At 35.8% G+C, this 20,453-nt stretch carries 22 protein-coding genes; 16 read left to right on the top strand and 6 right to left on the bottom strand.

Features of this window, described 5'->3' with window-relative positions; translation table 11 throughout:
- Nucleotides 1-8: 8 nt before the first annotated feature.
- Nucleotides 9-590 (bottom strand): MerR family transcriptional regulator, encoded by a 582-nt coding sequence (locus tag CLOCL_RS09850; RefSeq protein WP_014255201.1) that lies wholly within the window; start codon nucleotides 588-590, stop codon nucleotides 9-11.
- 143 nt (nucleotides 591-733) lie between these two features.
- Nucleotides 734-1,747 carry an RluA family pseudouridine synthase gene (locus CLOCL_RS09845; protein ID WP_014255200.1) on the bottom strand — a complete coding sequence of 338 codons (1,014 nt, stop codon included), beginning with the start codon at nucleotides 1,745-1,747 and terminating at the stop codon, nucleotides 734-736.
- A 211-nt stretch (nucleotides 1,748-1,958) separates the two neighbouring features.
- Between CLOCL_RS09845 and CLOCL_RS09840 the strand changes: the two genes are divergently transcribed.
- From CLOCL_RS09840 to aroB, 9 genes are all read left to right on the top strand, one after another.
- The gene (locus CLOCL_RS09840) at nucleotides 1,959-3,671 is read left to right on the top strand and encodes an alpha-glycosidase (RefSeq protein ID WP_014255199.1); all 1,713 of its coding nucleotides are present in this window, start codon (nucleotides 1,959-1,961) and stop codon (nucleotides 3,669-3,671) included.
- Between the two features lie 181 nt (nucleotides 3,672-3,852).
- Nucleotides 3,853-5,181, top strand: coding sequence for a methionine gamma-lyase family protein (locus tag CLOCL_RS09835; RefSeq protein ID WP_245532871.1), 1,329 nt, complete (start codon nucleotides 3,853-3,855; stop codon nucleotides 5,179-5,181).
- Nucleotides 5,182-5,246: 65 nt separating this feature from the next.
- A complete protein-coding gene (locus CLOCL_RS09830; RefSeq protein WP_014255197.1) occupies nucleotides 5,247-6,536 on the top strand; it encodes a biotin/lipoyl attachment domain-containing protein in 1,290 nt (429 codons plus the stop codon).
- The gene (locus CLOCL_RS09825) at nucleotides 6,536-7,243 is read left to right on the top strand and encodes a YggS family pyridoxal phosphate-dependent enzyme (protein WP_014255196.1); all 708 of its coding nucleotides are present in this window, start codon (nucleotides 6,536-6,538) and stop codon (nucleotides 7,241-7,243) included. The genes CLOCL_RS09830 and CLOCL_RS09825 overlap by 1 nt, the downstream gene beginning before the upstream one ends.
- 36 nt (nucleotides 7,244-7,279) lie before the next feature.
- Nucleotides 7,280-7,738: a cell division protein SepF gene (locus CLOCL_RS09820; RefSeq protein WP_014255195.1), complete on the top strand. Its 459-nt coding sequence runs from the start codon at nucleotides 7,280-7,282 to the stop codon at nucleotides 7,736-7,738.
- 12 nt (nucleotides 7,739-7,750) lie between these two features.
- Nucleotides 7,751-8,032 (top strand): YggT family protein, encoded by a 282-nt coding sequence (locus tag CLOCL_RS09815; protein WP_014255194.1) that lies wholly within the window; start codon nucleotides 7,751-7,753, stop codon nucleotides 8,030-8,032.
- Nucleotides 8,033-8,101: 69 nt separating this feature from the next.
- Nucleotides 8,102-8,893 (top strand): YlmH family RNA-binding protein, encoded by a 792-nt coding sequence (locus tag CLOCL_RS09810; RefSeq protein ID WP_014255193.1) that lies wholly within the window; start codon nucleotides 8,102-8,104, stop codon nucleotides 8,891-8,893.
- A 15-nt stretch (nucleotides 8,894-8,908) separates the two neighbouring features.
- On the top strand, nucleotides 8,909-9,415 hold the full coding sequence (locus CLOCL_RS09805) for a DivIVA domain-containing protein (RefSeq protein WP_014255192.1): 507 nt from the start codon (nucleotides 8,909-8,911) through the stop codon (nucleotides 9,413-9,415).
- A gap of 9 nt (nucleotides 9,416-9,424) precedes the next feature.
- A complete protein-coding gene (gene aroB / locus CLOCL_RS09800; RefSeq protein ID WP_014255191.1) occupies nucleotides 9,425-10,507 on the top strand; it encodes a 3-dehydroquinate synthase in 1,083 nt (360 codons plus the stop codon).
- A 152-nt stretch (nucleotides 10,508-10,659) separates the two neighbouring features.
- Here aroB and mtnA read toward each other — a convergent pair whose 3' ends face one another.
- Both mtnA and CLOCL_RS09790 read right to left on the bottom strand, forming a co-directional pair.
- Nucleotides 10,660-11,694 carry an S-methyl-5-thioribose-1-phosphate isomerase gene (mtnA, locus tag CLOCL_RS09795; RefSeq protein ID WP_014255190.1) on the bottom strand — a complete coding sequence of 345 codons (1,035 nt, stop codon included), beginning with the start codon at nucleotides 11,692-11,694 and terminating at the stop codon, nucleotides 10,660-10,662.
- A gap of 59 nt (nucleotides 11,695-11,753) precedes the next feature.
- Nucleotides 11,754-12,536 carry an S-methyl-5'-thioadenosine phosphorylase gene (locus tag CLOCL_RS09790; RefSeq protein ID WP_014255189.1) on the bottom strand — a complete coding sequence of 261 codons (783 nt, stop codon included), beginning with the start codon at nucleotides 12,534-12,536 and terminating at the stop codon, nucleotides 11,754-11,756.
- 199 nt (nucleotides 12,537-12,735) lie between these two features.
- Between CLOCL_RS09790 and CLOCL_RS09785 the strand changes: the two genes are divergently transcribed.
- Both CLOCL_RS09785 and CLOCL_RS22515 read left to right on the top strand, forming a co-directional pair.
- Complete coding sequence (locus tag CLOCL_RS09785) at nucleotides 12,736-13,377, top strand: TraR/DksA C4-type zinc finger protein (protein ID WP_014255188.1); 642 nt, start codon at nucleotides 12,736-12,738, stop codon at nucleotides 13,375-13,377.
- 17 nt (nucleotides 13,378-13,394) lie between these two features.
- Nucleotides 13,395-13,571, top strand: a complete 177-nt coding sequence (locus CLOCL_RS22515; protein WP_014255187.1) for a hypothetical protein — start codon at nucleotides 13,395-13,397, stop codon at nucleotides 13,569-13,571.
- Between the two features lie 172 nt (nucleotides 13,572-13,743).
- Here CLOCL_RS22515 and CLOCL_RS09780 read toward each other — a convergent pair whose 3' ends face one another.
- Together CLOCL_RS09780 and CLOCL_RS09775 are read right to left on the bottom strand one after the other, a co-directional pair.
- Entirely contained in the window at nucleotides 13,744-13,992 is a 249-nt protein-coding gene (locus CLOCL_RS09780) for a spore coat protein (RefSeq protein ID WP_014255186.1), read from the bottom strand.
- A gap of 13 nt (nucleotides 13,993-14,005) precedes the next feature.
- Nucleotides 14,006-14,191 (bottom strand): hypothetical protein, encoded by a 186-nt coding sequence (locus CLOCL_RS09775; RefSeq protein WP_014255185.1) that lies wholly within the window; start codon nucleotides 14,189-14,191, stop codon nucleotides 14,006-14,008.
- A 276-nt stretch (nucleotides 14,192-14,467) separates the two neighbouring features.
- Between CLOCL_RS09775 and CLOCL_RS09770 the strand changes: the two genes are divergently transcribed.
- The 5 genes from CLOCL_RS09770 (at nucleotide 14,468) to CLOCL_RS23515 (ending at nucleotide 19,785) form a co-directional block, all read left to right on the top strand.
- Complete coding sequence (locus tag CLOCL_RS09770; RefSeq protein ID WP_014255184.1) at nucleotides 14,468-15,103, top strand: vitamin B12 dependent-methionine synthase activation domain-containing protein; 636 nt, start codon at nucleotides 14,468-14,470, stop codon at nucleotides 15,101-15,103.
- Nucleotides 15,104-17,512 carry a homocysteine S-methyltransferase family protein gene (locus CLOCL_RS09765; RefSeq protein ID WP_014255183.1) on the top strand — a complete coding sequence of 803 codons (2,409 nt, stop codon included), beginning with the start codon at nucleotides 15,104-15,106 and terminating at the stop codon, nucleotides 17,510-17,512.
- A 638-nt stretch (nucleotides 17,513-18,150) separates the two neighbouring features.
- Entirely contained in the window at nucleotides 18,151-18,591 is a 441-nt protein-coding gene (locus CLOCL_RS09755) for a DUF3592 domain-containing protein (protein ID WP_014255181.1), read from the top strand.
- A gap of 43 nt (nucleotides 18,592-18,634) precedes the next feature.
- Nucleotides 18,635-19,387, top strand: a complete 753-nt coding sequence (locus tag CLOCL_RS09750; RefSeq protein WP_014255180.1) for a hypothetical protein — start codon at nucleotides 18,635-18,637, stop codon at nucleotides 19,385-19,387.
- Nucleotides 19,388-19,659: 272 nt separating this feature from the next.
- Complete coding sequence (locus CLOCL_RS23515) at nucleotides 19,660-19,785, top strand: hypothetical protein (protein ID WP_014255179.1); 126 nt, start codon at nucleotides 19,660-19,662, stop codon at nucleotides 19,783-19,785.
- Nucleotides 19,786-20,453 lie beyond the last annotated feature (668 nt).

Here is a 20,453-nt window from a genome sequence, read left to right as displayed (position 1 = left end):
TGTTAACCCTATATCGATTTTTTTCTCAATATTGCTTTTGAAATGCGGCTGAAGAAACTTCTTTTATTCTTTTCACGCCACAAAGACAAAGAACGATCTATATTTTCAAAATGCTTGTCCAGTTTTGATTCAATTTTTCTTAAACTGTTATCCATACAAGCACCGAGTTCAAGTTTGGTCTTGCAGATTTCATTTTTTATCTGCTCTTTTGCAGAGCTTATCTCAGTTGAAAAGCTTTTGGTAAGTTGTTCGCCAAACTCGTTAAAAAAGTTTTTGATATCAAGCATGGTTTCCTCTGAATATACTGGAGTTAAAGTATTAAATGTGTTATCGGTTACAACAGGTGGCGGATCAACAATATTTTCCGACTCAAGAATTTTCTTTATTGCCTTAATTTCAAGACCGTCATCCCTCATAGTCTTTATCTTGAACATGATATTGGCATATTCCGGTGTATAATAACGCCTGCCTCTGCTGTCCTTTGGGATGTTTAAATTAAATTCCTTTTCATAGTATCTTAAAGCATGGTCGGTTACTCCTAAACGTTCACTTAGTTCAGTTATGGTATATCTGTCTTTGAGAATTTCCACTTAAGACTCCCTCCAGTTTACAAAAGTATTAAATATTAAGATATGTTCACACATATTTAACAGAGCGATTTTGTGACTTTGGATATCTTAGAAAACAAATATTATAATAACATTTTTGTTAAAAGGTGTAAACTTTTGGGTAATTATTTTCGCAATATTTCCAGAGCTTTATCAATGTCTTTGGGAATAGGCGCAACCAGTTGAAGAGTTTTTTTGGTTATAGGGTGAATAAATTCCACTCTAAAAGAATGAAGTGCCTGTCTTTCAATTATATCAACGGGTAGAGAAGTATGAGTGGTTTGGGCAATAGGAAATGAATTGTCGGAAATAGTATTGCCCAATTCGTAAATTACTCTATCATTTTCAATACGATTCGAAATATTTGGTCTTTGAGAAATATCCAAATAAGGATACATGGTATCACCCAATAGAGGATGTCCAATGGCCTGGCAGTGCACTCTTATTTGATGTGTTCTTCCGGTTTCCAGACGAAATTTTAACAAAGAGGCATTTTTTAAGATTTCAAGGGTTTCAAAATGGGTTACCGATTTGTCTCCGGAAGGTGAAACGTGTCTTATCATTATGCTTCCCTCTTTTCGTTCTATGGGAAGATCAATGGTACCCTTTGGGTTTTCAACCCTACCATGTACGATTCCAATATATTCTTTTTGGAAAATCCTTTTATTCATCTGGCGTATAAGCGATTCCTGGGTATAAGAGTTTTTGGCAAATATTATTATCCCGGAAGTGTTTCTGTCAAGTCTGATGACCGGCCGGATTTTTTTTGCCATACCCTTTTTCATCATATGATGGGCAACTGCATTGGCAAGGGTTCCGTCAAGATGCAGACATGTGGGATGAACCACAATATTTGAGTCTTTATTTACGGCAATAAGACAATCATCCTCATAGATAATATCTATGGGAATGTCCTGAGGAACCAAATCTTCAACTTCATCATCATAATCAATGTCCACTTCAAGCACATCTCCGGCGGAAACTATGGCATTTACAAAAACAGGTTTTTGATTCAGCTTTATTTTGTTTTGATATTTAAGTTTTTGCATAAGCCTATTGGAAATTTCCATCCTGTGCTTTAATATATATTTTACATCCTTGCCGTTTTCGTCCTGTTCAACGGTATATGTTATAATCATTGTCCATCACCTTTCCTTTGAATGTTAATATATACAGAGAAAAAATGCAAGTACGAAAGAAGTCGGTAAAAAAACTTTAATTTGCCGCCGAGGATGCAATTTGATGCCAAAAGGGGAGTAGGTTGTTATTTGAATGGCTGTATACACAGTTTTGTGATATTATAATATTATAGCTATTGTGAGATATTTTCATAGCACAGTGGGGGATAAAATGCTGAGGGAAGCTATATACCATAAGCAATACAGCGAATATGCCTACCCTTTGGACGACTCTACGCTTTTAATACGAATCAGAACCCGCAAAAACGAAATATCCACTTGTATGTTGTATTATGAAGAAAAATACGATTCTTCTGTCAATGGAAAAATATTAATGCATAAGGCTGCTTCCGATGAGCTTTTCGATTATTTTGAAGCAATAATTTGTTCGAAAATTAAAAGAATCAAATATATGTTCTATTTGGAAGATAATTATGAAGCCCTTTGGTTCAATCAAAACGGATTTCACAAGCATAGGCCCACCTGGGGTCACTTTTCCTATTCATATCTCTCAAAAAGCGACATTGTCAAGGGTGTGGAATGGTTTGAAAATACTGTGATTTATCAGATTTTTTCCGACAGGTTTAAGAGAAAAGATGGGGACAACAATGTAAAACAAGGCTTCTACGGAGGAAATCTTAAGGGATTGATATCTGAGTTTGAGTATATAAAGTCTCTGGGAATAGGCTGTATTTACTTAAATCCGGTTTTTGAATCCAAATCATACCACCGATATGATATAAGCGATTATTATGAATTGGACCCAATATTTGGCGATAAAATGCAGCTTAAGGAGTTTATCGATTTATGTCATGCTTCAAACATAAAAGTTATTTTTGACGCAGTATTAAATCATACCGCCAGTGATTTCTTTGCTTTTAGGGATGTTGTAAAAAATGGACAGAATTCAAGGTATAAAGATTGGTTTTATGTATATTCCTTTCCCGTTTCGCAAAGGCCTAAACCCAATTATGAATGTTTTTCCTACTTTGCCGGCATGCCAAAACTCAATACGGCAAATCCAGAAGTCATGGCTTATCTGACCGATGTATTGAAGTACTGGACCCTTAAATTCGATATAGACGGCTGGAGGTTTGATGTTGCTGATGAATTGGATCGGAATTTTATAAGACATATACGAAGGGAATTGAAGGCTATAAAGAGCGAAATTGTGCTTATCGGTGAAATATTTGATGAGGCATCTTCATGGCTTTGCGGTGATCAGTTTGATTCAGTTGTAAATTATCAGTTAAAAGCATTGATTAATGATTTGTTTGCATTTAGGTCGATCGATGCTGAACTTTTTCTTCAAAGAATTGGCAGATATTTAATGAACCATAAGTTGGGAGTATTGAACAACATGGTTAATGTCATCAGTACCCACGATACACCAAGATTTTTAACGCTATGCGGCGGCTGTGAAAAACGTTTTGAACTTGCAACGGTATTTCAGTTTGCTTTTCCCGGAGTGCCGATGATTTACTATGGAGACGAAATAGGAATGAAGGGCGGAGATGACCCGGATTGCCGCAAACCTATGGTTTGGGATAATAACAAATGGAATATGAAATTTTTAAGTCTTTACAAGTTTTTAACAGATTTGAGGCATAAACACGAGGCTTTAAGACAGGGAAGTTTTGTTGCACTTAAAGTTAAAGGGGAGAAAGGAGTACTTGCTTTCGGCCGGAAGAGTCAAAAGGAAATTATAATTATTGTTATGAATACTTCCCATATTAAGACCGAAGTCAATGTATATATGGATAATATAAATGACGGGAAAAAGAGAGCTTTGAATCTTATTGATAATAAAGAGGTCGAATTGGAAAATGATACATTAAGAGATTTCCTTAAGTCCTATCAATGGAAGATATACAAATTGGAATAGGAGAATTATGGAATAATGTACCAAAACTGATTTGTGTGGATAGTATTCCATACATAAAAGGAAGTATTTTACCTGAGCTTACTGTTAAAAGGGTTGAATTCGCAACGTTATGTGTTAAAATAGTTAGTGATGTCGGATAAAATAAGGTATTTCATATGTTGCGGAAATGCCGAAGGAAATTATGAAATTATTAAGATTAAAAAGAATGAGAGGAAACGAAAGAATGATACAGGAATTGCTGAAAAAGGAGTTTAACATAGATTCGAAGGTATTAGAGTGCATTAATTCGGCACAGGAAGAAGTAAAAGGTGAATTTCAAAAAATTGACAGTGTAAGAGAGTGCAATCAGTTAAAAGTTATAAAAGCAATGCAGATGAATAATCTGAGTGATTCCCATTTTCACGGAACAACGGGATATGGTTACGGTGATAAAGGCAGAGATGTTTTGGATAGCGTGTATAAGGATGTTTTCAAGGCAGAAGATGCTCTTGTAAGGCACCAGATAGTTTCTGGTACCCATGCTTTGGCACTATGCCTTTTTGGCAATTTAAGACCGGGGGATGAACTGCTTTGTGTAACAGGCAAGCCCTATGATACTTTAGAGGAAGTTATCGGTATAAGGGGAGAAGGTGGAGGCTCTCTTAAAGAATTTGGTATTACATATTCCCAGGTTGAGCTTTTGGATAACGGGAAGCCGGATTTGGATTCAATCGGAAAGAGTATAAATGACAGAACAAAAATGGTGCTTATTCAGAGGTCGAGGGGTTATGCCTGGAGACAATCTCTTTTGATTGAGGATATTGAAAAGACTATAAGTTTTATAAAGGGTATTAAGAAAGACATAATTGTTATGGTAGACAACTGCTATGGAGAGTTTGTGGAAGAGCGTGAACCGATAGAGGTAGGAGCCGATCTTGCCGCAGGATCACTTATAAAAAATCCCGGAGGGGGATTGGCCGAAACCGGCGGTTATATTGTTGGGACTAAAGAGTGTGTAGATAAAGCTGCTTACAGACTTACCACACCGGGGCTGGGAAAAGAAGTGGGCTCTTCTTTGGGACACAATCGCCTTATGTTCCAGGGACTTTTTATGGCACCCCATGTTGTGGCAGAAAGCCTGAAAGGTGCTGTGCTTTGCAGTGCAGTGATGAAAAGACTTGGATTTGAGACAAGCCCCGATATAAGCGACAGACGGGGAGATATTATTCAGGCGGTTAAATTTAACAATCCGGACAGCCTTATTGCATTTTGTCAGGGAATTCAAAAGGGCTCACCGGTAGATGCCTATGTTACTCCCGAACCTTGGGACATGCCAGGGTATGATTGCCCTGTTATTATGGCTGCAGGTGCATTTATACAGGGGTCTTCCATTGAGCTTAGTGCCGATGCCCCCATAAAGCCTCCCTATATTGCTTATATGCAGGGTGGGCTGGTCTATGAGCATGTGAAGCTTGGATTAATGATAGCCATTCAAAACATGGTGGACAGAAAATTGATTTCGGCTCTCTAAACAGCAGGTAAAAAGACAAAAAAGTAGAAAATATAAATAGGCCTTAAATATGGAAGGAGGAAAATATGGCTGAAGTTAACAATTCAGTAGCTACGAAGAGAATTAAACTCGGAAGTATATTGATAGTTTTATTTTTACTGTTATATGTTCCTTCTTTTATATTTTGGGTTTACGGAAAGAATGTCAGCACGGATATTGTAAGAATGGGGGATATACAGGATTCGATTAATTTGGATGCTGTCATTGTCAGAAGTGAGGTTGTACTCAATTCACCTATAGGAGGAAAATGCATAAAAGAAATAGACGAGGGTGAAAAGATTGGTACTAACGGCAGGATAGCTACTGTGCTGAACAAGTCATCCGAGAAGCTTATGGAAGAGCTGAAAGCTTTAGATATTAAAATAATTGAGGCACAGAGGAAGAGAAATGAGAATTTAGAGCTTTTTTCCGATGATTTGAAAAAGCTTGAAAACGAAATTGAAGGTAAGTTAAAAGAAATAATAAAACTTGGAAATAGCAATGAGTTGGCAAAAAGTTCTAAATTAAAAGGCGAAGTTGATGAATTGATTCAAAAGAAAGCCACTATAGCAGGAAGTTTAAGCAAACCCAATGCATATATTCAGTCGCTTCTTGATGAAAAGAACAATTTGCAAAGACGTATAAATCAAAATACACAAGATATAACTGCGTCTGTATCGGGAATTGTTTCCTATGTGATTGACGGATATGAAGCTTTTTTGACACCGGACAGGATAAGTGAATTAACGCTTGAAGATATTGAAAATGTTGAAGAAAAAGGGATACAGAAAGATATTGAAAAAGTTGGGGTTGAAGAAGGCAAACCTTTTGCAAAGGTTATAACCGATATAGAGTACTATTTGGTCATGATTCTTGATTCAAAGCTTGCCAAGGAATATAAAGTGGATGACGGAATAGATATAAGATTGAACGATTTGGGAAAAGTTGTAACTGGCAATGTTTTTTATCGGTCAAATAATATGGACGGAAAAAGCATAGTTGCTGTAAAAGTAAGTAATGCTGCCAGTGAAACGGCACCTTTTAGAAAAATAAATATAGATTTGATAAAAAATCAATACAGCGGCCTTAAAGTGCCTTTGAGGAGCCTTAGTAATATTGATGAAAAAAATAAAATAGCGGAAATATGCCTGGTTAAAGCTAATCGTGCCAGGTTTGTCAAGGTTGAGATAGTTGGAAAAAATGAAGAATTTGCTATAATTAAAAATATAGACAATAAAAATATAGATTCAGATAATGTTAATTCTTATAGTGTCAGTTTATATTCAAGTTATGTTGTTAATCCAATTAATATAGAGGAAGGGCAGACAATAAACTGATGAGCGGGCAATATGATTATATCAAAAGAAATCTGGAAATTATAAGGGAGAGAATTGAAAAAGCTGCAGCAAAAAGCGGAAGAAAAGCTGAAGATATTATGCTGGTAGCAGTCTCTAAGACCGTTGAACCGGAAAAAATTATAAAGGCAATTGATGAAGGAATCACGGAATTAGGAGAAAATAGGGTTCAGGAATTGGTACAAAAGTACGATATAATTAATAGAGATTGCAATTGGCATTTAATTGGACATTTGCAAACTAATAAAGTTAAGTATATTATAGACAAAGTTAAATTGATCCATTCGGTGGACAGATATAGTTTAGCTGCAGAGATAAATACCAGAGCCCAAAAGATAGGGAAAAAGGTTGATATATTGGTACAAGTTAATATTTCCGGTGAACAGTCTAAATTTGGAGCTGCAGCGCAGGATGCTTTAGAGTTGATACGAAAGATATCTGAGCTTGAAAATTTAAGGGTTAGGGGTCTTATGACTATTGCTCCTTATACTACAAATCCGGAAGCTGTAAGATACGTTTTTTCCGGTTTGAGAAAATTGTCTATTGACATTGAAAAGGAAAATATTAATAATATAAATATGGAATATCTTTCTATGGGCATGAGTAATGACTTTGAAGTGGCTATAGAAGAAGGCGCCAATATAGTGAGAATTGGTACAGCGTTGTTTGGAGAACGTAAGTACATATAGTGAAATTGCACAAAAGATAAAGAGGAGGTATTTTTAATGTCAAAGTTATTTAACAAGGTTCTCAATTTTGTAGGTTGGGAGACTGAAGAAGAGGACGAAGAATTATTAGAGAAGGAAGAGGAAGAAACTGAAGAATATGAAAAGCCTCAATTTATTCAAACTATCAACAGGAGGTCTTCAACTGGTAAAGTTGTTAACATCCACTCCTCAGCACAGTTTAAAGTAGTTGTCGTTCAACCTGAGAATTTTAATGATGCACAGGACATCTGTGATCACTTGAAAAACAAAAAGCCAATAGTTATTAATCTTGAAGGATTGGAAAAAGATCTGGCTCAGCGTATTATCGATTTCCTGAGCGGTTCGGTTTATGCCTTGGATGGATCTATACAGAAGGTTTCCAATGAAATATTTATTGTTGCTCCGCATAATGTTGACATTATGGGGGATTTAAAAGGAGAGATGTCAAATAAGACAGCTTTCCCTTGGGCAAAATAATGGAGGATATAAATGTATAATCTTATAAAAGCACTGGACATACTATTGTTGGTAATAGAATGGGCATTGGTAATACGAGCGGTTTTATCATGGATTCCTAATTTGCCGAGAGATAATCCTATAATAGAATTACTGAACCAGATAACAGAGCCTATTTTAAGTCCGGTTAGAGAATTGATTGCAAAATCTTCTTTTGGTAGAAATTCTATGCTGGATTTTTCACCATTGATTGTTTACTTGATTATTGAAGCGGTAAGAAGGTTGTTGTTTAGTATTTTAATAAGTTATATATAAGGTTAATACCTAAACATTATTGATGCCGCTGGAAATTTTAATTTTTTACTGCTTAACGGATGCTAGACTATGAACAAAGAAGAAATATTGAAAAAGGTATCTAAAAGTGAAGATAGATTAGTTGTTGCAAAAGTGTTGGATAAGTTTTATCTGGCTGAGAAAACTGGAAAAGTTACGGTTACTGACTTTTTGGATCCACGTATGCAGAATGTTGTATCGGCGTGTCTTAATTCAAGCGATATTGATAATTTTTTATTCTATGGAGGTTATGAAGGGGCAGAAAGGGCTGTTGTGGTTTTCTGCCCTAGAAATATGCCGATAGATTATGAACCGGATTTAATCGGTTTTTTTAAAGTGCTGAAAATTTGTTTAATGAGTCGGGGAAGTGTTTCACATAGAGATTACCTTGGCTCTTTGATGGGGTTAGGAATTAAAAGGGAGAAAATTGGCGATATTCTTATAAAAGATGAGCACTGTTTGGTAATTGTCGAAAACGATGTTGCTGATTACATAAAATACAATCTCGAAAAAGTGGGTAATATAAAAGTTGAACTGGATTATGTCGGTCTTGACAGCCTTCAGGCACGGGAGCAAAAAGTCAAGGAGATACGAACAACGGTTGCTTCTTTAAGGCTTGATTCTGTTGCCAGTGCAGGTTTTGGCATGTCAAGAAGTAAAGTTCAGGAATATATACGGGCAGAGAGGGTCAACCTGAATTGGGAAACCACTACCAACCTTAAGAAAAGCGTTAAGGAGGGTGACCTGATTTCCATAAGAGGGAAGGGCCGAGTTTTGGTGCAGGAAATTGGAGGAACCACTAAAAAAGACAGAATAAGTATATATTTAAAGAAATTTATATAAAAGAGGTGCTTATGAATGAATTATACTCCCAACGATTTGCAAAACCTTACTTTCAAAAGGAGTATACGTGGATATAGTGAGGATATGGTAAACGAGGTACTAGATAAAATTATAGAGGATTATACTGCTTATATCCATGAAAACAGAGAGCTTAAGGACAAGCTGGAAGCTTTGAATCAGGCAATACAGCATTACAAAAATATAGAAGAATCTCTGCAGAACACTTTAATTATTGCCCAGAAAACCAGCGAAGACATAAAGAAAAACGGGTATCTGAAAGCGGAAAATATTATAAAAGAGGCAGAGTTAAAAGCTCAGAAAATAATTAATGAAGCCAATCAGGAAGTTATGAGAATAAAATATGAATATGAAGAGACAAAAAAACGGCTTCATATTTATAAGAGTAAAGCAGAAGCTCTTCTTCATTCCCAGCTGGAAGCATTAAGATCTGTGATTGATGACCAGGATATTAGTACTGTAGATTGTTTTAATACGGCAGATTGTGTTAATATTAAGGAGTGACTTGAGATAGTGATTAAGCTAAATATAAATTTAAATGAGAGAAGTTATCCGATATACATAACAACCGACTACAGTGATTTGAAAAGTAGCTTGGATAATGCAAAAATAAATGGGAAATTGGTTTTGATAACCGACAGCAATGTAGATAAATATCAATCGCAGCAATGTATGGATTCATTAAGGAAATTTGAAGGCGAAGTGTTTAAATATGTCATTCCGGCAGGAGAAAAGAGCAAAAATCTTGATACTATCAGAGATATTTACCAATATTTGATAAGCCTGAAATTGGACAGAAACTCCACTCTTGTAGCTCTAGGTGGCGGAGTGGTCGGTGATATAACAGGATTTGCTGCTGCTACGTTTTTAAGAGGTATTAATTTTGTTCAAATTCCCACATCACTGCTTGCACAATCGGACAGCAGTGTTGGCGGTAAAGTGGGAGTAGATTTCAATGGCAGCAAAAATATTATCGGAGCTTTTTACCAGCCTAAGTTTGTTTATATAAACGTAAATACATTGAGGACTCTGCCTAAAAGAGAACTGCAAGCTGGGCTTGCAGAGGTAGTAAAACACGGAATTATACAAGATGCTGAATTTTTTGACTATATCGATTATAATGTAAATAAAATATTCAGTTTCGACGAGAGTGTTTTGCAATATATTACAAAGATTAACTGCTCTATAAAGGGAAGTGTGGTTGAAAAGGATGAAAGGGAAAGCGGGCTGAGGGCTAATCTGAACTTTGGACATACCATCGGACACGCTATAGAAACCGTTATGAATTTTGAGCTTCTACATGGGGAATGTGTTTCATTGGGAATGGTGGCAGCATTCAGAATGGCGCAATATCTTGAAATGATTGAATCCGATTTGGTGGACAAAGTCAAAAATACACTTATGAAAATCGGGCTTCCGGTAAAGCTTGAGAATATAGATGTGGATAAGGTATACAATCAGATGTTTTACGATAAAAAGATAAAGGGCAATAAACTTACCTTTATACTCCCGAGGAAAAAAATCGGGGAAGTAGTTCAATGCACTATTGATGACGAGGCTCTTATAAAAAGAGCAATAGCAGATCTTAAAGAATAAGGTTGAAGGTAGAAAAGTAAAGCGTGTCGGTAACTTACCAACACGCTTAAAATTTTGACTAATTTTACTACAACTTCCTTTACAATATTTCTTCCGAATTTTTTCAACTGTTAATAGCAAATAAACAATATATTTTAAGTCAAGGGAAAATACTAAGCCTCCTTAAGTTTAATTATATTTTCTTTATAAGGAGGATATATAATTCCCTTGTCGGTAATTATTGCAGTGATATATTTATTAGGTGTAACGTCAAAAGCAGGATTCCTCACTTTTATGCCTTCCGGTGCTATTCTTATGCCTTTTATATGGGTTACCTCTTCGCTGTTTCGTTCCTCTATCGGGATTTGCTCACCGGATTCTATAGAAAAATCGATTGTGGAAATCGGTGCTGCAACGTAAAAGGGAATGTTGTTTTCTTTGGCAAGGACGGATAACGAATATGTTCCTATTTTATTTGCAGTATCGCCGTTTAACGCAATCCTGTCTGCACCGACAATCACACAGTCAATAACGCCTTCTTTCATGAAATGCCCTGCCATATTGTCACATATGAGAGTAACGGGTATATTGTCTTCCATGAGTTCCCATACAGTCAACCTTGAACCCTGAAGATACGGTCTTGTCTCATCGGCAAATACACTTATATTTTTACCTGCTTCATGGGCTGCACGAATAACACCTAAGGCAGTGCCGTAGTCACAAGTGGCTAATGCACCGGCATTGCAATGAGTAAGTATTGTATAGTTTTGCTTTATTAATTCATTTCCGTATTTGCCTATTGCCCTGTTGGATTCGATATCTTCCTTTTCCATAAGCCGGGCTTCGGCTTCAATTATTTCCCGAATTTGTTCAATGGACTTGTCCTTATTTGAAACAGCTTTATTATATACTCTGTCAACGGCCCAGAACAGGTTTACCGCTGTCGGACGGGTGCTCTTAATCAGGTCACAGGCCTTTTTCAATTCTTCAAAAAACTCATCCTTCGAGGAAGTGTTGATGGAGTTGGCAGCAACTACCACCCCGTAAACAGCAGTAACTCCTATGGCCGGGGCACCTCTTACTGTCATTTTTTTAATGGCATCAGCTATTTCTTCATAAGTAGAAAGCTCAACTATCTTTTTTTCCAGCGGCAGTTTTGTCTGATCTACAAGCTTTAATACACCGTTACAATATTCCAAAGGTCTCATACTTCTTCTCCTGTTTTTATCATGAATTTAATAATGTATAAAAATAATATTGGCAGACATTAGCAACAGCATTTGCATTTGTCGCCGGATAAATCAATTCTCTTTATTACTTCAAACAATAATTTTTTTACCTTTTCATTATTTTGAGCAAATACCTTTAATACTTCTTCTTCGGTAACGGGCGCGATATCGTCGCGACCTTCCAAACCTGCGTCGTAATCGGTAATTAAGGAAATGTTGACATAGCAAATGCCTAATTCTCTGGCTAAATAGCATTCAGGATATTGGGTCATGTTTATTACGTCCCAGCCCATCTTACTGAACCAACGGCTTTCAGCTACGGTAGAAAAACGGGGACCTTGTATTACTACTACTGTTCCTTTTTCGTGTATTGTTATTCCCAAGTCTTTTCCTGCTTGAATTGCTAATTTTCGAAGCTCAGGACAATAAGGATGTGCAGCGCTGGGATGCTTGGTTTCAGGTCCGTCAAAAAAAGTATCTTTGCGGCCTGAAGTTCTGTCAACAAACTGATCGCATACTACAAAATCACCGGGTTTTATTTCCGGCTTAAGGCTTCCTGATGCAGTGGGAGCCAAAATCTTTTTTACCCCAAGCTGTTTCATGGCATACAGGTTTGCTCTGTAGTTTATCATATGAGGCGGGAATTGATGATTTTTGCCATGACGGGGCAAAAATGCTATTTTCTTTCCTTCAAAGGTTGCAATTGCAAATTTGTCACTGGGTTTTCCATAGGGTGTATCTATTTCAACTTCTTCCACGTTTTCTAAAAAAGAGTAAAAACCGGAACCGCCAAAAACTCCTATATCAACATTGTATTCCATGATAAACCTCCTATAAAAATTGATGTTTTGTATAAACATAATGATATAAAATAATTTTTATAGTATTTTACTATACTTTATTAATTATATTATAAAAATACAAAGTTTCAATTAATTTATCAACATTATTTTCAAAAATTAATAACGATATCCTGGAATATATTAAAGTATTTTTTTTATTTTAAGGAGGGCCCCTGAAATGGATGAATTACAAATGGAATTCTTCAAAAAGAAACTTAACGAACAAAAAAAAGGTATAGAAGGAACAATAAATTCTATGAAAAGCCATGGAATAGGGGAACAACAAAAAGATGATCCTGATGAACTTTCCAATTACGACAATCATCCGGCAGATTTGGGAACGGACCTTTTTCATGCACAGTTAAACAACGCATTGGTAGTGCATGAGGAATATTTACTCAGAGAAGTATATGATGCTTTGGGAAGAATTTATGACGGAACTTTCGGTAAATGTGAATTTTGCGGTCAGGAAATAGAAAAAGAAAGACTTGAAGCTTTGCCGTATACCAGGTTGTGTATAGATTGTGAGACCAGCAAGGAGTTGTCAATGGCAAACTTAAACAGGCAGAGACCTGTAGAGGAACTTATATGGGATGCACCTTTCGGAAGGAAATATTTAAACAAAAGGGAAGATGACGAATTTGAAGGAATGGATCAATTGTTTGACCTTGTTAAATACGGTTCGTCGGATACACCGCAGGATATGGGCGGTTATTATGACTATGAGGAGTACTATACCAATGAATTGGACAGGCAGGGAATTGTGGATGATATGGATAATATATCAAATGAGGCATATAGAAGACAGCTGCCTGATTAGATAAAGGAGGTGAAAGCATGGACACCAGGGAAATTTTCGATGAAATTAACCAAATACTTGAGGAAGCGGATATGGATATAAAAATAAACGATTTGGAAGAACTTGAAGAGTTTCTTGAAGAATATGAGGCAAGAGATTTGGAAGTATATGAAGAAATACATGATTTATACGAACAGCTTCTTATGGAAATGTAAGTTATGAAATAATGTTTTAACTTCCTTATCTTTAATTGAAAATATTAAGGCTGAAAAGCTTTTTTAACTTTTCAGCCTTTTTGAAATAAATATGGATTTTAACTTTGCTAATAGATCTTTATAATTTGCTTTATAGCAAATGATTTGTGATAGGAAATTTGGGATTATTATTTTAGCTGTTGCTTAACTGGTTTTTAACCACCATTATATCTTCTTGGCTTGCTCTTTGAGCAGGTTGATAGTAACCTTTTTGTTGAGCCAGTTTAAACAAATCGTATTGGAAAGTTTCACAATTGTTTCTTATCTGCTGTATAGTTTGACGAAGTTGAGGGTTTTCAGTCTGGGATATTACATTTGCATATCCTGTAATACTGCTGTTTATTTGCGATAACAGATCGTTTACCATTTCTTTATCTTGCATGTTCAATTCCTCCTTAGTTCAAGAATGACATTAACTGGTCTTTTGTGTTTCTTGCATCCTGGGCAGATTTTTGGAACAATTGTTTTACCTGTGGGTCTGTAGCTTGCTGGGCATAAGCTTCTAACTTTTTAGCCGCAGTTTCGTGGGAACCTATAAGATGCCTTAAATTTTGAAGTTCTTGTTGGTTCAGTTGTGTCATACACAGTCTCCTTTCAATTTTTAATATTTGTAGCTTATTGAGTACAATAGTATTTTTTTTCAATAAGACTAAAAATATTCAAGATTATGATAATTCCAGAAAATTGTTGATGATTTGTACCGGTTTTTGTCTCTTATGTGTATACAAGGTATTGGTTTTTAAACAGCGTTATTTCCTGTAAAGTTAAATAGATTGATTTTTTGGTATATTAATATATAATATTTACTACATGGATTTTTTTAGGAATGCAAGTAAATCAACGGGAGATGCATAAAAGTGTATGACAGCGGTAAGCTTAAGTATTTTGAGTATATTCCTTCAAGACCGAGTGAAGGCATGATTCTTACAAGGCTTGGTTATAGAAAGACCAAAACGGTTTTGGATGAAGAGTATAAAAAGAAGTTAAACAGGATGATAAATGAAGGTTTTCTAATGTGCAAAACCCGGGGGATTTTCGGAAGGTATGCCATTATAGAAAAAAACGATAAGTATGTTAAGCTTGAGAATGGATTGACGTTTGAAGGTACAGGTCTTGCAAAGCTTTTAAATAACAGTATTGAGGTTGTTTTAATGGCATCTACCGTTGGAAGAGAGATAACCGATAAAATCCATTACGAGGTCGAAAATGGTAATGCATCCTTTGGTGTTGTTTTAGATGCTGTGGCATCGGAGACAGCAGATGCAGCTTTAGACTGGATGGTTGACTATATAAACAATTTGATCAGAAGAGAGGGAAAAACTCTCACAAAAATGCGATACAGTCCTGGATACGGAGATCTTCCGTTGTTTAATCAAAAGAAGATTTTTGATGCTTTAGGACTGGAAAAGCTCGGATTAAGCATTACCGAAAGGTATATGCTGGTACCGGAAAAGTCTGTAATTGCAATAGCTGGAATAGAGGGGATTGAATAGATGAACAGGCAACAGTTTTTGGAATTTTTAAAAGAAAACATAATGATTTTGGATGGTGCTACCGGAACAGAACTTCAAAAAAGGGGTATGCCAAAAGGTGTATGTCCGGAAAAATGGGTTATCGAAAATCCGGATGTTATATTGGATGTACAGAGAGAATATGTAAGTGCAGGTTCTAATGCAGTATATACTTGCACTTTTGGTGCAAATAGAATAAAGCTGGAGGCTTTTGGCCTGCAAGATAAAGTTGTTGAGATGAATGCTGAATTGGCAAGACTCTCTAAAAAAGCCGTCGGAGATAAAGCTTTTGTTGCAGGAGATTTGGCACCTACCGGCAAGTTTATAAAGCCTTTTGGAGATATGGATTTTGAAACTTGCGTAGAGGTGTATAAAGAGCAGGTAAAAGGTCTTTTGGAAGGCGGAGTGGATTTCTTTGTAATTGAGACAATGATGGATATACAGGAGGCAAGAGCGGCACTTATTGCCGTAAAGGAGAGCTGTGACCTTCCTGTCTGTGTGAGCATGACCTTTGAGGAAAGCGGAAAAACCTTAATGGGGACTGATCCGTTAACGGCATTAATAACACTGCAAAGTCTTGGGGCCGATGCGGTGGGATGTAACTGTTCCACAGGGCCTAAAGCTATGATTGAAATAATCAGGGCTATGAAGCCCTATGCTTTAGTTCCGCTATTGGCAAAGCCTAATGCCGGTCTTCCAAAACTGGTTGACGGGAAAACAGTATTTGATATGGGCGTTGAAGAATACGGAACTTATGTGGAAGAGCTTGTAAAAAGCGGTGTAAATCTTCTTGGAGGATGCTGCGGAACTTCTCCTTTATACATTGCAGAGATAAAGAAGAATCTTAAAGGACTAAAACCGCTTAAAATCGAGCCTGAAAAGGTTAGTGCAATTACTTCGGCAAGAAGTACTGTTTTTTTAGGGACAAATCAGCCGACAGTAGTTGTAGGCGAGAGAATTAACCCTACAGGAAAGAAAAAACTTCAGGAGGAACTTAAGGAGGGAAAAACCTCTTTAGTTACCGATCTTGCACTGGAACAGGTGGAAAAAGGTGCAAAAGTATTGGATGTTAATGTGGGCATGCCCGGGATAGATGAAAAGGAGACCATGGTTAAAATTGTAGAGCTTCTTGTATCTATGGTTAGTACCCCTTTATGTCTTGATTCATCTTCACCGGAAGTATTGGAGGCAGCTCTTAGAATATATCCGGGAAGGGCTCTTATAAATTCCATATCGGCAGAAAAAGCGAAGCTGGAGAAACTTTTACCGGTTGCTGCCAAATACGGGGCGATGTTTATTCTGCTGCCGTTGAGCGATGAAGGAGTGCCTGCAACTGCCGAGGAGAGGTATACTATTATAAATGAAGTATATGAAAGAGCGAAAAAGTATGGCTATGAAAAGAAGGATATTGTTATAGACGGTTTGGTTATGACGGTGGCTTCAGACCAAAAGGCTGCTTTGGAGACCTTGAAAGTAATAGATTGGAGTACAAATACTTTTGGGTGCAATACAATACTTGGGCTTTCCAATGTATCCTTCGGTTTGCCTGAAAGAAGCTGGGTGAATAGTGCTTTCCTTGCCATGGCAATGGGAAAAGGACTGACAATGGCTATATTAAATCCATCGAGCGATACGTTAATGAGCATTAAGATGGCAGGAGATGTCCTGACCGGAAAAGATAAAAACAGCTTAAAATATATTGAATATTTTGGAGGCAGCACAAAAGAGAAACCGGTTCAAACTAAAAAAGCAGAGCAGAGTGTAACCGAAAGAATTTATGGTGCTGTTGTTGGAGGAGACAGGGAAAATATAAAGTTACATATTGAGACAGCATTAAAAGAAGGTTACGAGGCATCCTACCTGGTAGATAACTGCCTGATACCTGCCATAAATCATGTGGGAGACCTCTATGATAAAAAGGAATACTTTTTGCCTCAGCTAATACAAAGTGCCGAGACTATGAAGGAAGCTTTTGGCTTGGTTGAGCCTTTGCTGAAAAAAGATGAAACGGCTGAAAAAGCAAAAGCCAGAATTGTAATTGCCACAGTAAAAGGCGATATACATGACATTGGCAAGAACATTGTTGCCTTGATGTTGAGAAACTATGGATTTGAAGTATATGATCTCGGAAAAGACGTGCCGGCCGAGGAAATTATAAATGCGGCAAAAGAGAAGAAGGCTGAAATTATAGGATTGTCTGCATTGATGACTACAACGATGATGGAGATGAAGACGGTAATAGAACTGGCAAAGAAAGAAGGATTGAAGGCTAAATTCATGGTGGGCGGTGCAGTGGTGACTGAAAGTTTTGCAAAAGAAATTGGAGCTGACGGGTATTCGGAAGATGCCTATAGCGCTGTAAAGCTTGCCAATAAACTCTTGGAGGCATAGCATAGCGGCTATTGATTATCTGCCGGTAAACTAAGAATTTTCTCAATGCACTTGATACAAGGCTAATTGAATTTTATAAAAGGTTTTGATTATGATAATAATTTATTTTTTTATTTCACATATTTTAATGATTATATGCTATTTAATATTGGGGATGGGAATACCAGCAGTACTTAATATAGAAATTCCGGGAGTGTTTTTCTTCTCCTGGATAATAGGGCCGGTTGGTGCTATGTTACTTACTTCCAGGTTTCTGGAATATGTGAATGTATATTGAATTAAGTTGTACTTGATTTTATCATTTGTTTTGAATTTCTCTTATACATCAATTTATACTTGGTATGAAATTAAGCAACCTCCTACAGGAGATTTTTTGGATTTCCGTGGATTGATATTTATGGTGATGGGGATAGGACAAATAGTTGGCATAATATCTTCATTGTTTTGTAAGGAACCGGAATGAAATATAGAGGTTGACTTTTTTGATTAATAGCTGATTTCAGAAATAACTTAAGAAGAATTTTAAAGTATAATTCCGACGGACTTAAGCTACATGTCCATTTGCGTTAAGGCCAAAATAAAGAATGGATTTGAGAAGATCAGAGTTTTGAAATGGTTTTTAAATTAAGGGGGTTGCTATGAAGATTAAGTACGAGATATTTAGAAGATTTGGAATTGGTATTTTTTTTATTATTATTAGCATTACAATTTTGGTGGCAGGCTTTATTCCCAATATGGTAAAAATTATTGAGAGAAATATCTCGAATAATTATTATCAGACTACAGCTCATATTGTTAGTATTAAACAACAAAAAAGAGGACATGAAGTTTTGGTTTTATTTAGTATACCTGGTGGTCCACAATATGTTGCTTCGCTTGATACTTATGTTGAGGGTATGGCTGTTGGAGATAGTGTTGAAATATATTATCAAAAGAGCAAGCCTACAAACGTAACATTAAAAGGAAATCAATTTCGCCAGGCTGTTTTATTTGGTTCTGTAGGTGGGATTTTGCTAGTAGTTTCAATAATTCTTTTAAAAAAACATAAAGCAAAAGAACGGATACATGATACTTTTTAAGGGTATAAAGCAAGCGCAGATAAAATCGCTTTAGGAGGAGACAATGGGTTATACGATTTCTGGATATATTATCAGGGAAGAATGTGATTGGTCTAAATTAAAGACTATAGGACAAGAGTTCAAATGGTATCTATATTTTGATGAAAAAAATAATCTATATCATTTGACTGTCGGGAAATCAAGAAAAATGTTTGATCATTTCAGCAGTTACTTAAATGACTATCATTTGAGTGATGAGTTAAAGCAATCACTCTCAAAATATAATGATCTTAGTATTTGGCTTGGCAAGAATAAATTTGGAGTTCAAGGAATTCATGGAACTTTGAATTTTGCGCATAAGTTATCTGATATATTATATACAAAGGTATTCGGTTATGTATCGGATGATGATGAACTGGATATGGCATGTATTTGTGATAAGGGAGAAGTAGTGAAAATACATAATAACCGTAGGATAGTTGATGTTATATATGAAAATGGCTCAATTTCAATAGTTCCATTAGATTTTGAAGAACAATTGGATTTTGAAGAAGCGGAATATGACCCCATAAGTAAAATAAGAGAAATATTTCCATATGTTCACATAGAAAATAAGATTAATATTGAACCATTACTGCATAGAATTGTAATACAAGAATTTGATTTATGTTTTAAAGATTACAAGCGACCTGAATGGATAGGTTCATTTGATTATATTTATAATATAATAGTAAAAAAAGGTTTTTTAGGAATAGGGAAAAAAGAGTATTTGAAAGCAGGAAACAGTATGCTTAAATTGGTTATGAAAAGCCATTAAAGAGTCCATAGGAGGAACTACAGCTTCGCGGGCCTGATGCACTTCAGCTAACAAGTCCATTTGTGTAAGTGCGAATCAATAGAAAGCATTTACTGGAGTATGGATATTAGGTTATACTTCCAACATCAATTCGTCGGGCTTATGCAGTTCATGGATATTCCTTATATGTCCGATTCATCGGTGTCTTATACGGCAAGTCTTAACTGTAATTGCGTTCATGGGTGCAGTTTAGTAAGAAAAGCTTCGAAATATTAATTTTGGAGGCTATGAAAATGGCAGATAGTTCATTGCAAAGCATAATTGATGATTGGTCAAGCCATGTTTTTGGATTGGCTCAGATGTATAATATTAAGTTGGATTATAGTGAGAAAAGTGTTGAGAAGGTTGAACAATTATGAGAAATTATTTATCGGCAAATTATTTCAAACAAAAATATAAAAGAAGAAAATATTGATAAAGTTTCAAGGATAATTGAAAGTTATCTTGGCGAACTGATTATTAAAAATATAGGTGGCAAATGGACGATAAATGCTGAAAAACTTCTTGCTGTCAGATTAAATTGTTTTGAGTGTTATCCAATTATTAAGGTGTACAAGAGAGTTATGAATGGCAATGAAGATAATATTGAATTTTACTATAAGGTGTGTAAAAGTCAAATGCTTCAACAGGGGTAGTTTTTGTATTTAGGGTTAACTATCGTTGATGACTTTCGTTGCGTTATATATTTATAACATTGAAACTTTAATGGGATTGAAAGCAAGATTAAATTCTGAAATGTTTGTTGCAGAAATGGACTTTATAATAAGTAAAAAAATTTGATTAATAAAAATATTGTAATTTTATATATTGACACTACATATTGTGTGTGATAAAATTGTACTAACAAAATGTAGTTAAAGTATTTCTTAAATTTGATGCTGCTTATTTGGAAATGAAGGTTTGAAACCAGAAGTTCCCATCACAGATTTCATGCATAATTGAGTTTTTTGGTTGTATCGTTTTTCATGCCTTTTAATCAGACAGAGGGTATATCGTATTTTGCAAATTCAGTAGCAATTTAAAATTA

It is taken from the genome of Acetivibrio clariflavus DSM 19732 (assembly GCF_000237085.1).
Classification (GTDB): Bacteria; Bacillota; Clostridia; order Acetivibrionales; family Acetivibrionaceae; genus Acetivibrio; species Acetivibrio clariflavus.
This window is presented reverse-complemented; position numbering and strand designations above follow the sequence as displayed.

What these genes read in the sequence shown, in the direction of transcription:
- CLOCL_RS09845 (WP_014255200.1), bottom strand. Translation starts at nt 1,747, where the DNA reads ATGATTATAACATATACCGTTGAACAGGACGAAAACGGCAAGGATGTA.
- CLOCL_RS09840 (WP_014255199.1), top strand. Translation starts at nt 1,959, where the DNA reads ATGCTGAGGGAAGCTATATACCATAAGCAATACAGCGAATATGCCTAC.
- CLOCL_RS09835 (WP_245532871.1), top strand. Translation starts at nt 3,853, where the DNA reads ATGAAATTATTAAGATTAAAAAGAATGAGAGGAAACGAAAGAATGATA.
- CLOCL_RS09830 (WP_014255197.1), top strand. Translation starts at nt 5,247, where the DNA reads ATGGCTGAAGTTAACAATTCAGTAGCTACGAAGAGAATTAAACTCGGA.
- CLOCL_RS09825 (WP_014255196.1), top strand. Translation starts at nt 6,536, where the DNA reads ATGAGCGGGCAATATGATTATATCAAAAGAAATCTGGAAATTATAAGG.
- CLOCL_RS09820 (WP_014255195.1), top strand. Translation starts at nt 7,280, where the DNA reads ATGTCAAAGTTATTTAACAAGGTTCTCAATTTTGTAGGTTGGGAGACT.
- CLOCL_RS09815 (WP_014255194.1), top strand. Translation starts at nt 7,751, where the DNA reads ATGTATAATCTTATAAAAGCACTGGACATACTATTGTTGGTAATAGAA.
- CLOCL_RS09810 (WP_014255193.1), top strand. Translation starts at nt 8,102, where the DNA reads ATGAACAAAGAAGAAATATTGAAAAAGGTATCTAAAAGTGAAGATAGA.
- CLOCL_RS09805 (WP_014255192.1), top strand. Translation starts at nt 8,909, where the DNA reads ATGAATTATACTCCCAACGATTTGCAAAACCTTACTTTCAAAAGGAGT.
- mtnA (WP_014255190.1), bottom strand. Translation starts at nt 11,694, where the DNA reads ATGAGACCTTTGGAATATTGTAACGGTGTATTAAAGCTTGTAGATCAG.
- CLOCL_RS09790 (WP_014255189.1), bottom strand. Translation starts at nt 12,536, where the DNA reads ATGGAATACAATGTTGATATAGGAGTTTTTGGCGGTTCCGGTTTTTAC.
- CLOCL_RS09785 (WP_014255188.1), top strand. Translation starts at nt 12,736, where the DNA reads ATGGATGAATTACAAATGGAATTCTTCAAAAAGAAACTTAACGAACAA.
- CLOCL_RS22515 (WP_014255187.1), top strand. Translation starts at nt 13,395, where the DNA reads ATGGACACCAGGGAAATTTTCGATGAAATTAACCAAATACTTGAGGAA.
- CLOCL_RS09780 (WP_014255186.1), bottom strand. Translation starts at nt 13,992, where the DNA reads ATGCAAGATAAAGAAATGGTAAACGATCTGTTATCGCAAATAAACAGC.
- CLOCL_RS09775 (WP_014255185.1), bottom strand. Translation starts at nt 14,191, where the DNA reads ATGACACAACTGAACCAACAAGAACTTCAAAATTTAAGGCATCTTATA.
- CLOCL_RS09765 (WP_014255183.1), top strand. Translation starts at nt 15,104, where the DNA reads ATGAACAGGCAACAGTTTTTGGAATTTTTAAAAGAAAACATAATGATT.
- CLOCL_RS09755 (WP_014255181.1), top strand. Translation starts at nt 18,151, where the DNA reads ATGAAGATTAAGTACGAGATATTTAGAAGATTTGGAATTGGTATTTTT.
- CLOCL_RS09750 (WP_014255180.1), top strand. Translation starts at nt 18,635, where the DNA reads ATGGGTTATACGATTTCTGGATATATTATCAGGGAAGAATGTGATTGG.
- CLOCL_RS23515 (WP_014255179.1), top strand. Translation starts at nt 19,660, where the DNA reads ATGGCAGATAGTTCATTGCAAAGCATAATTGATGATTGGTCAAGCCAT.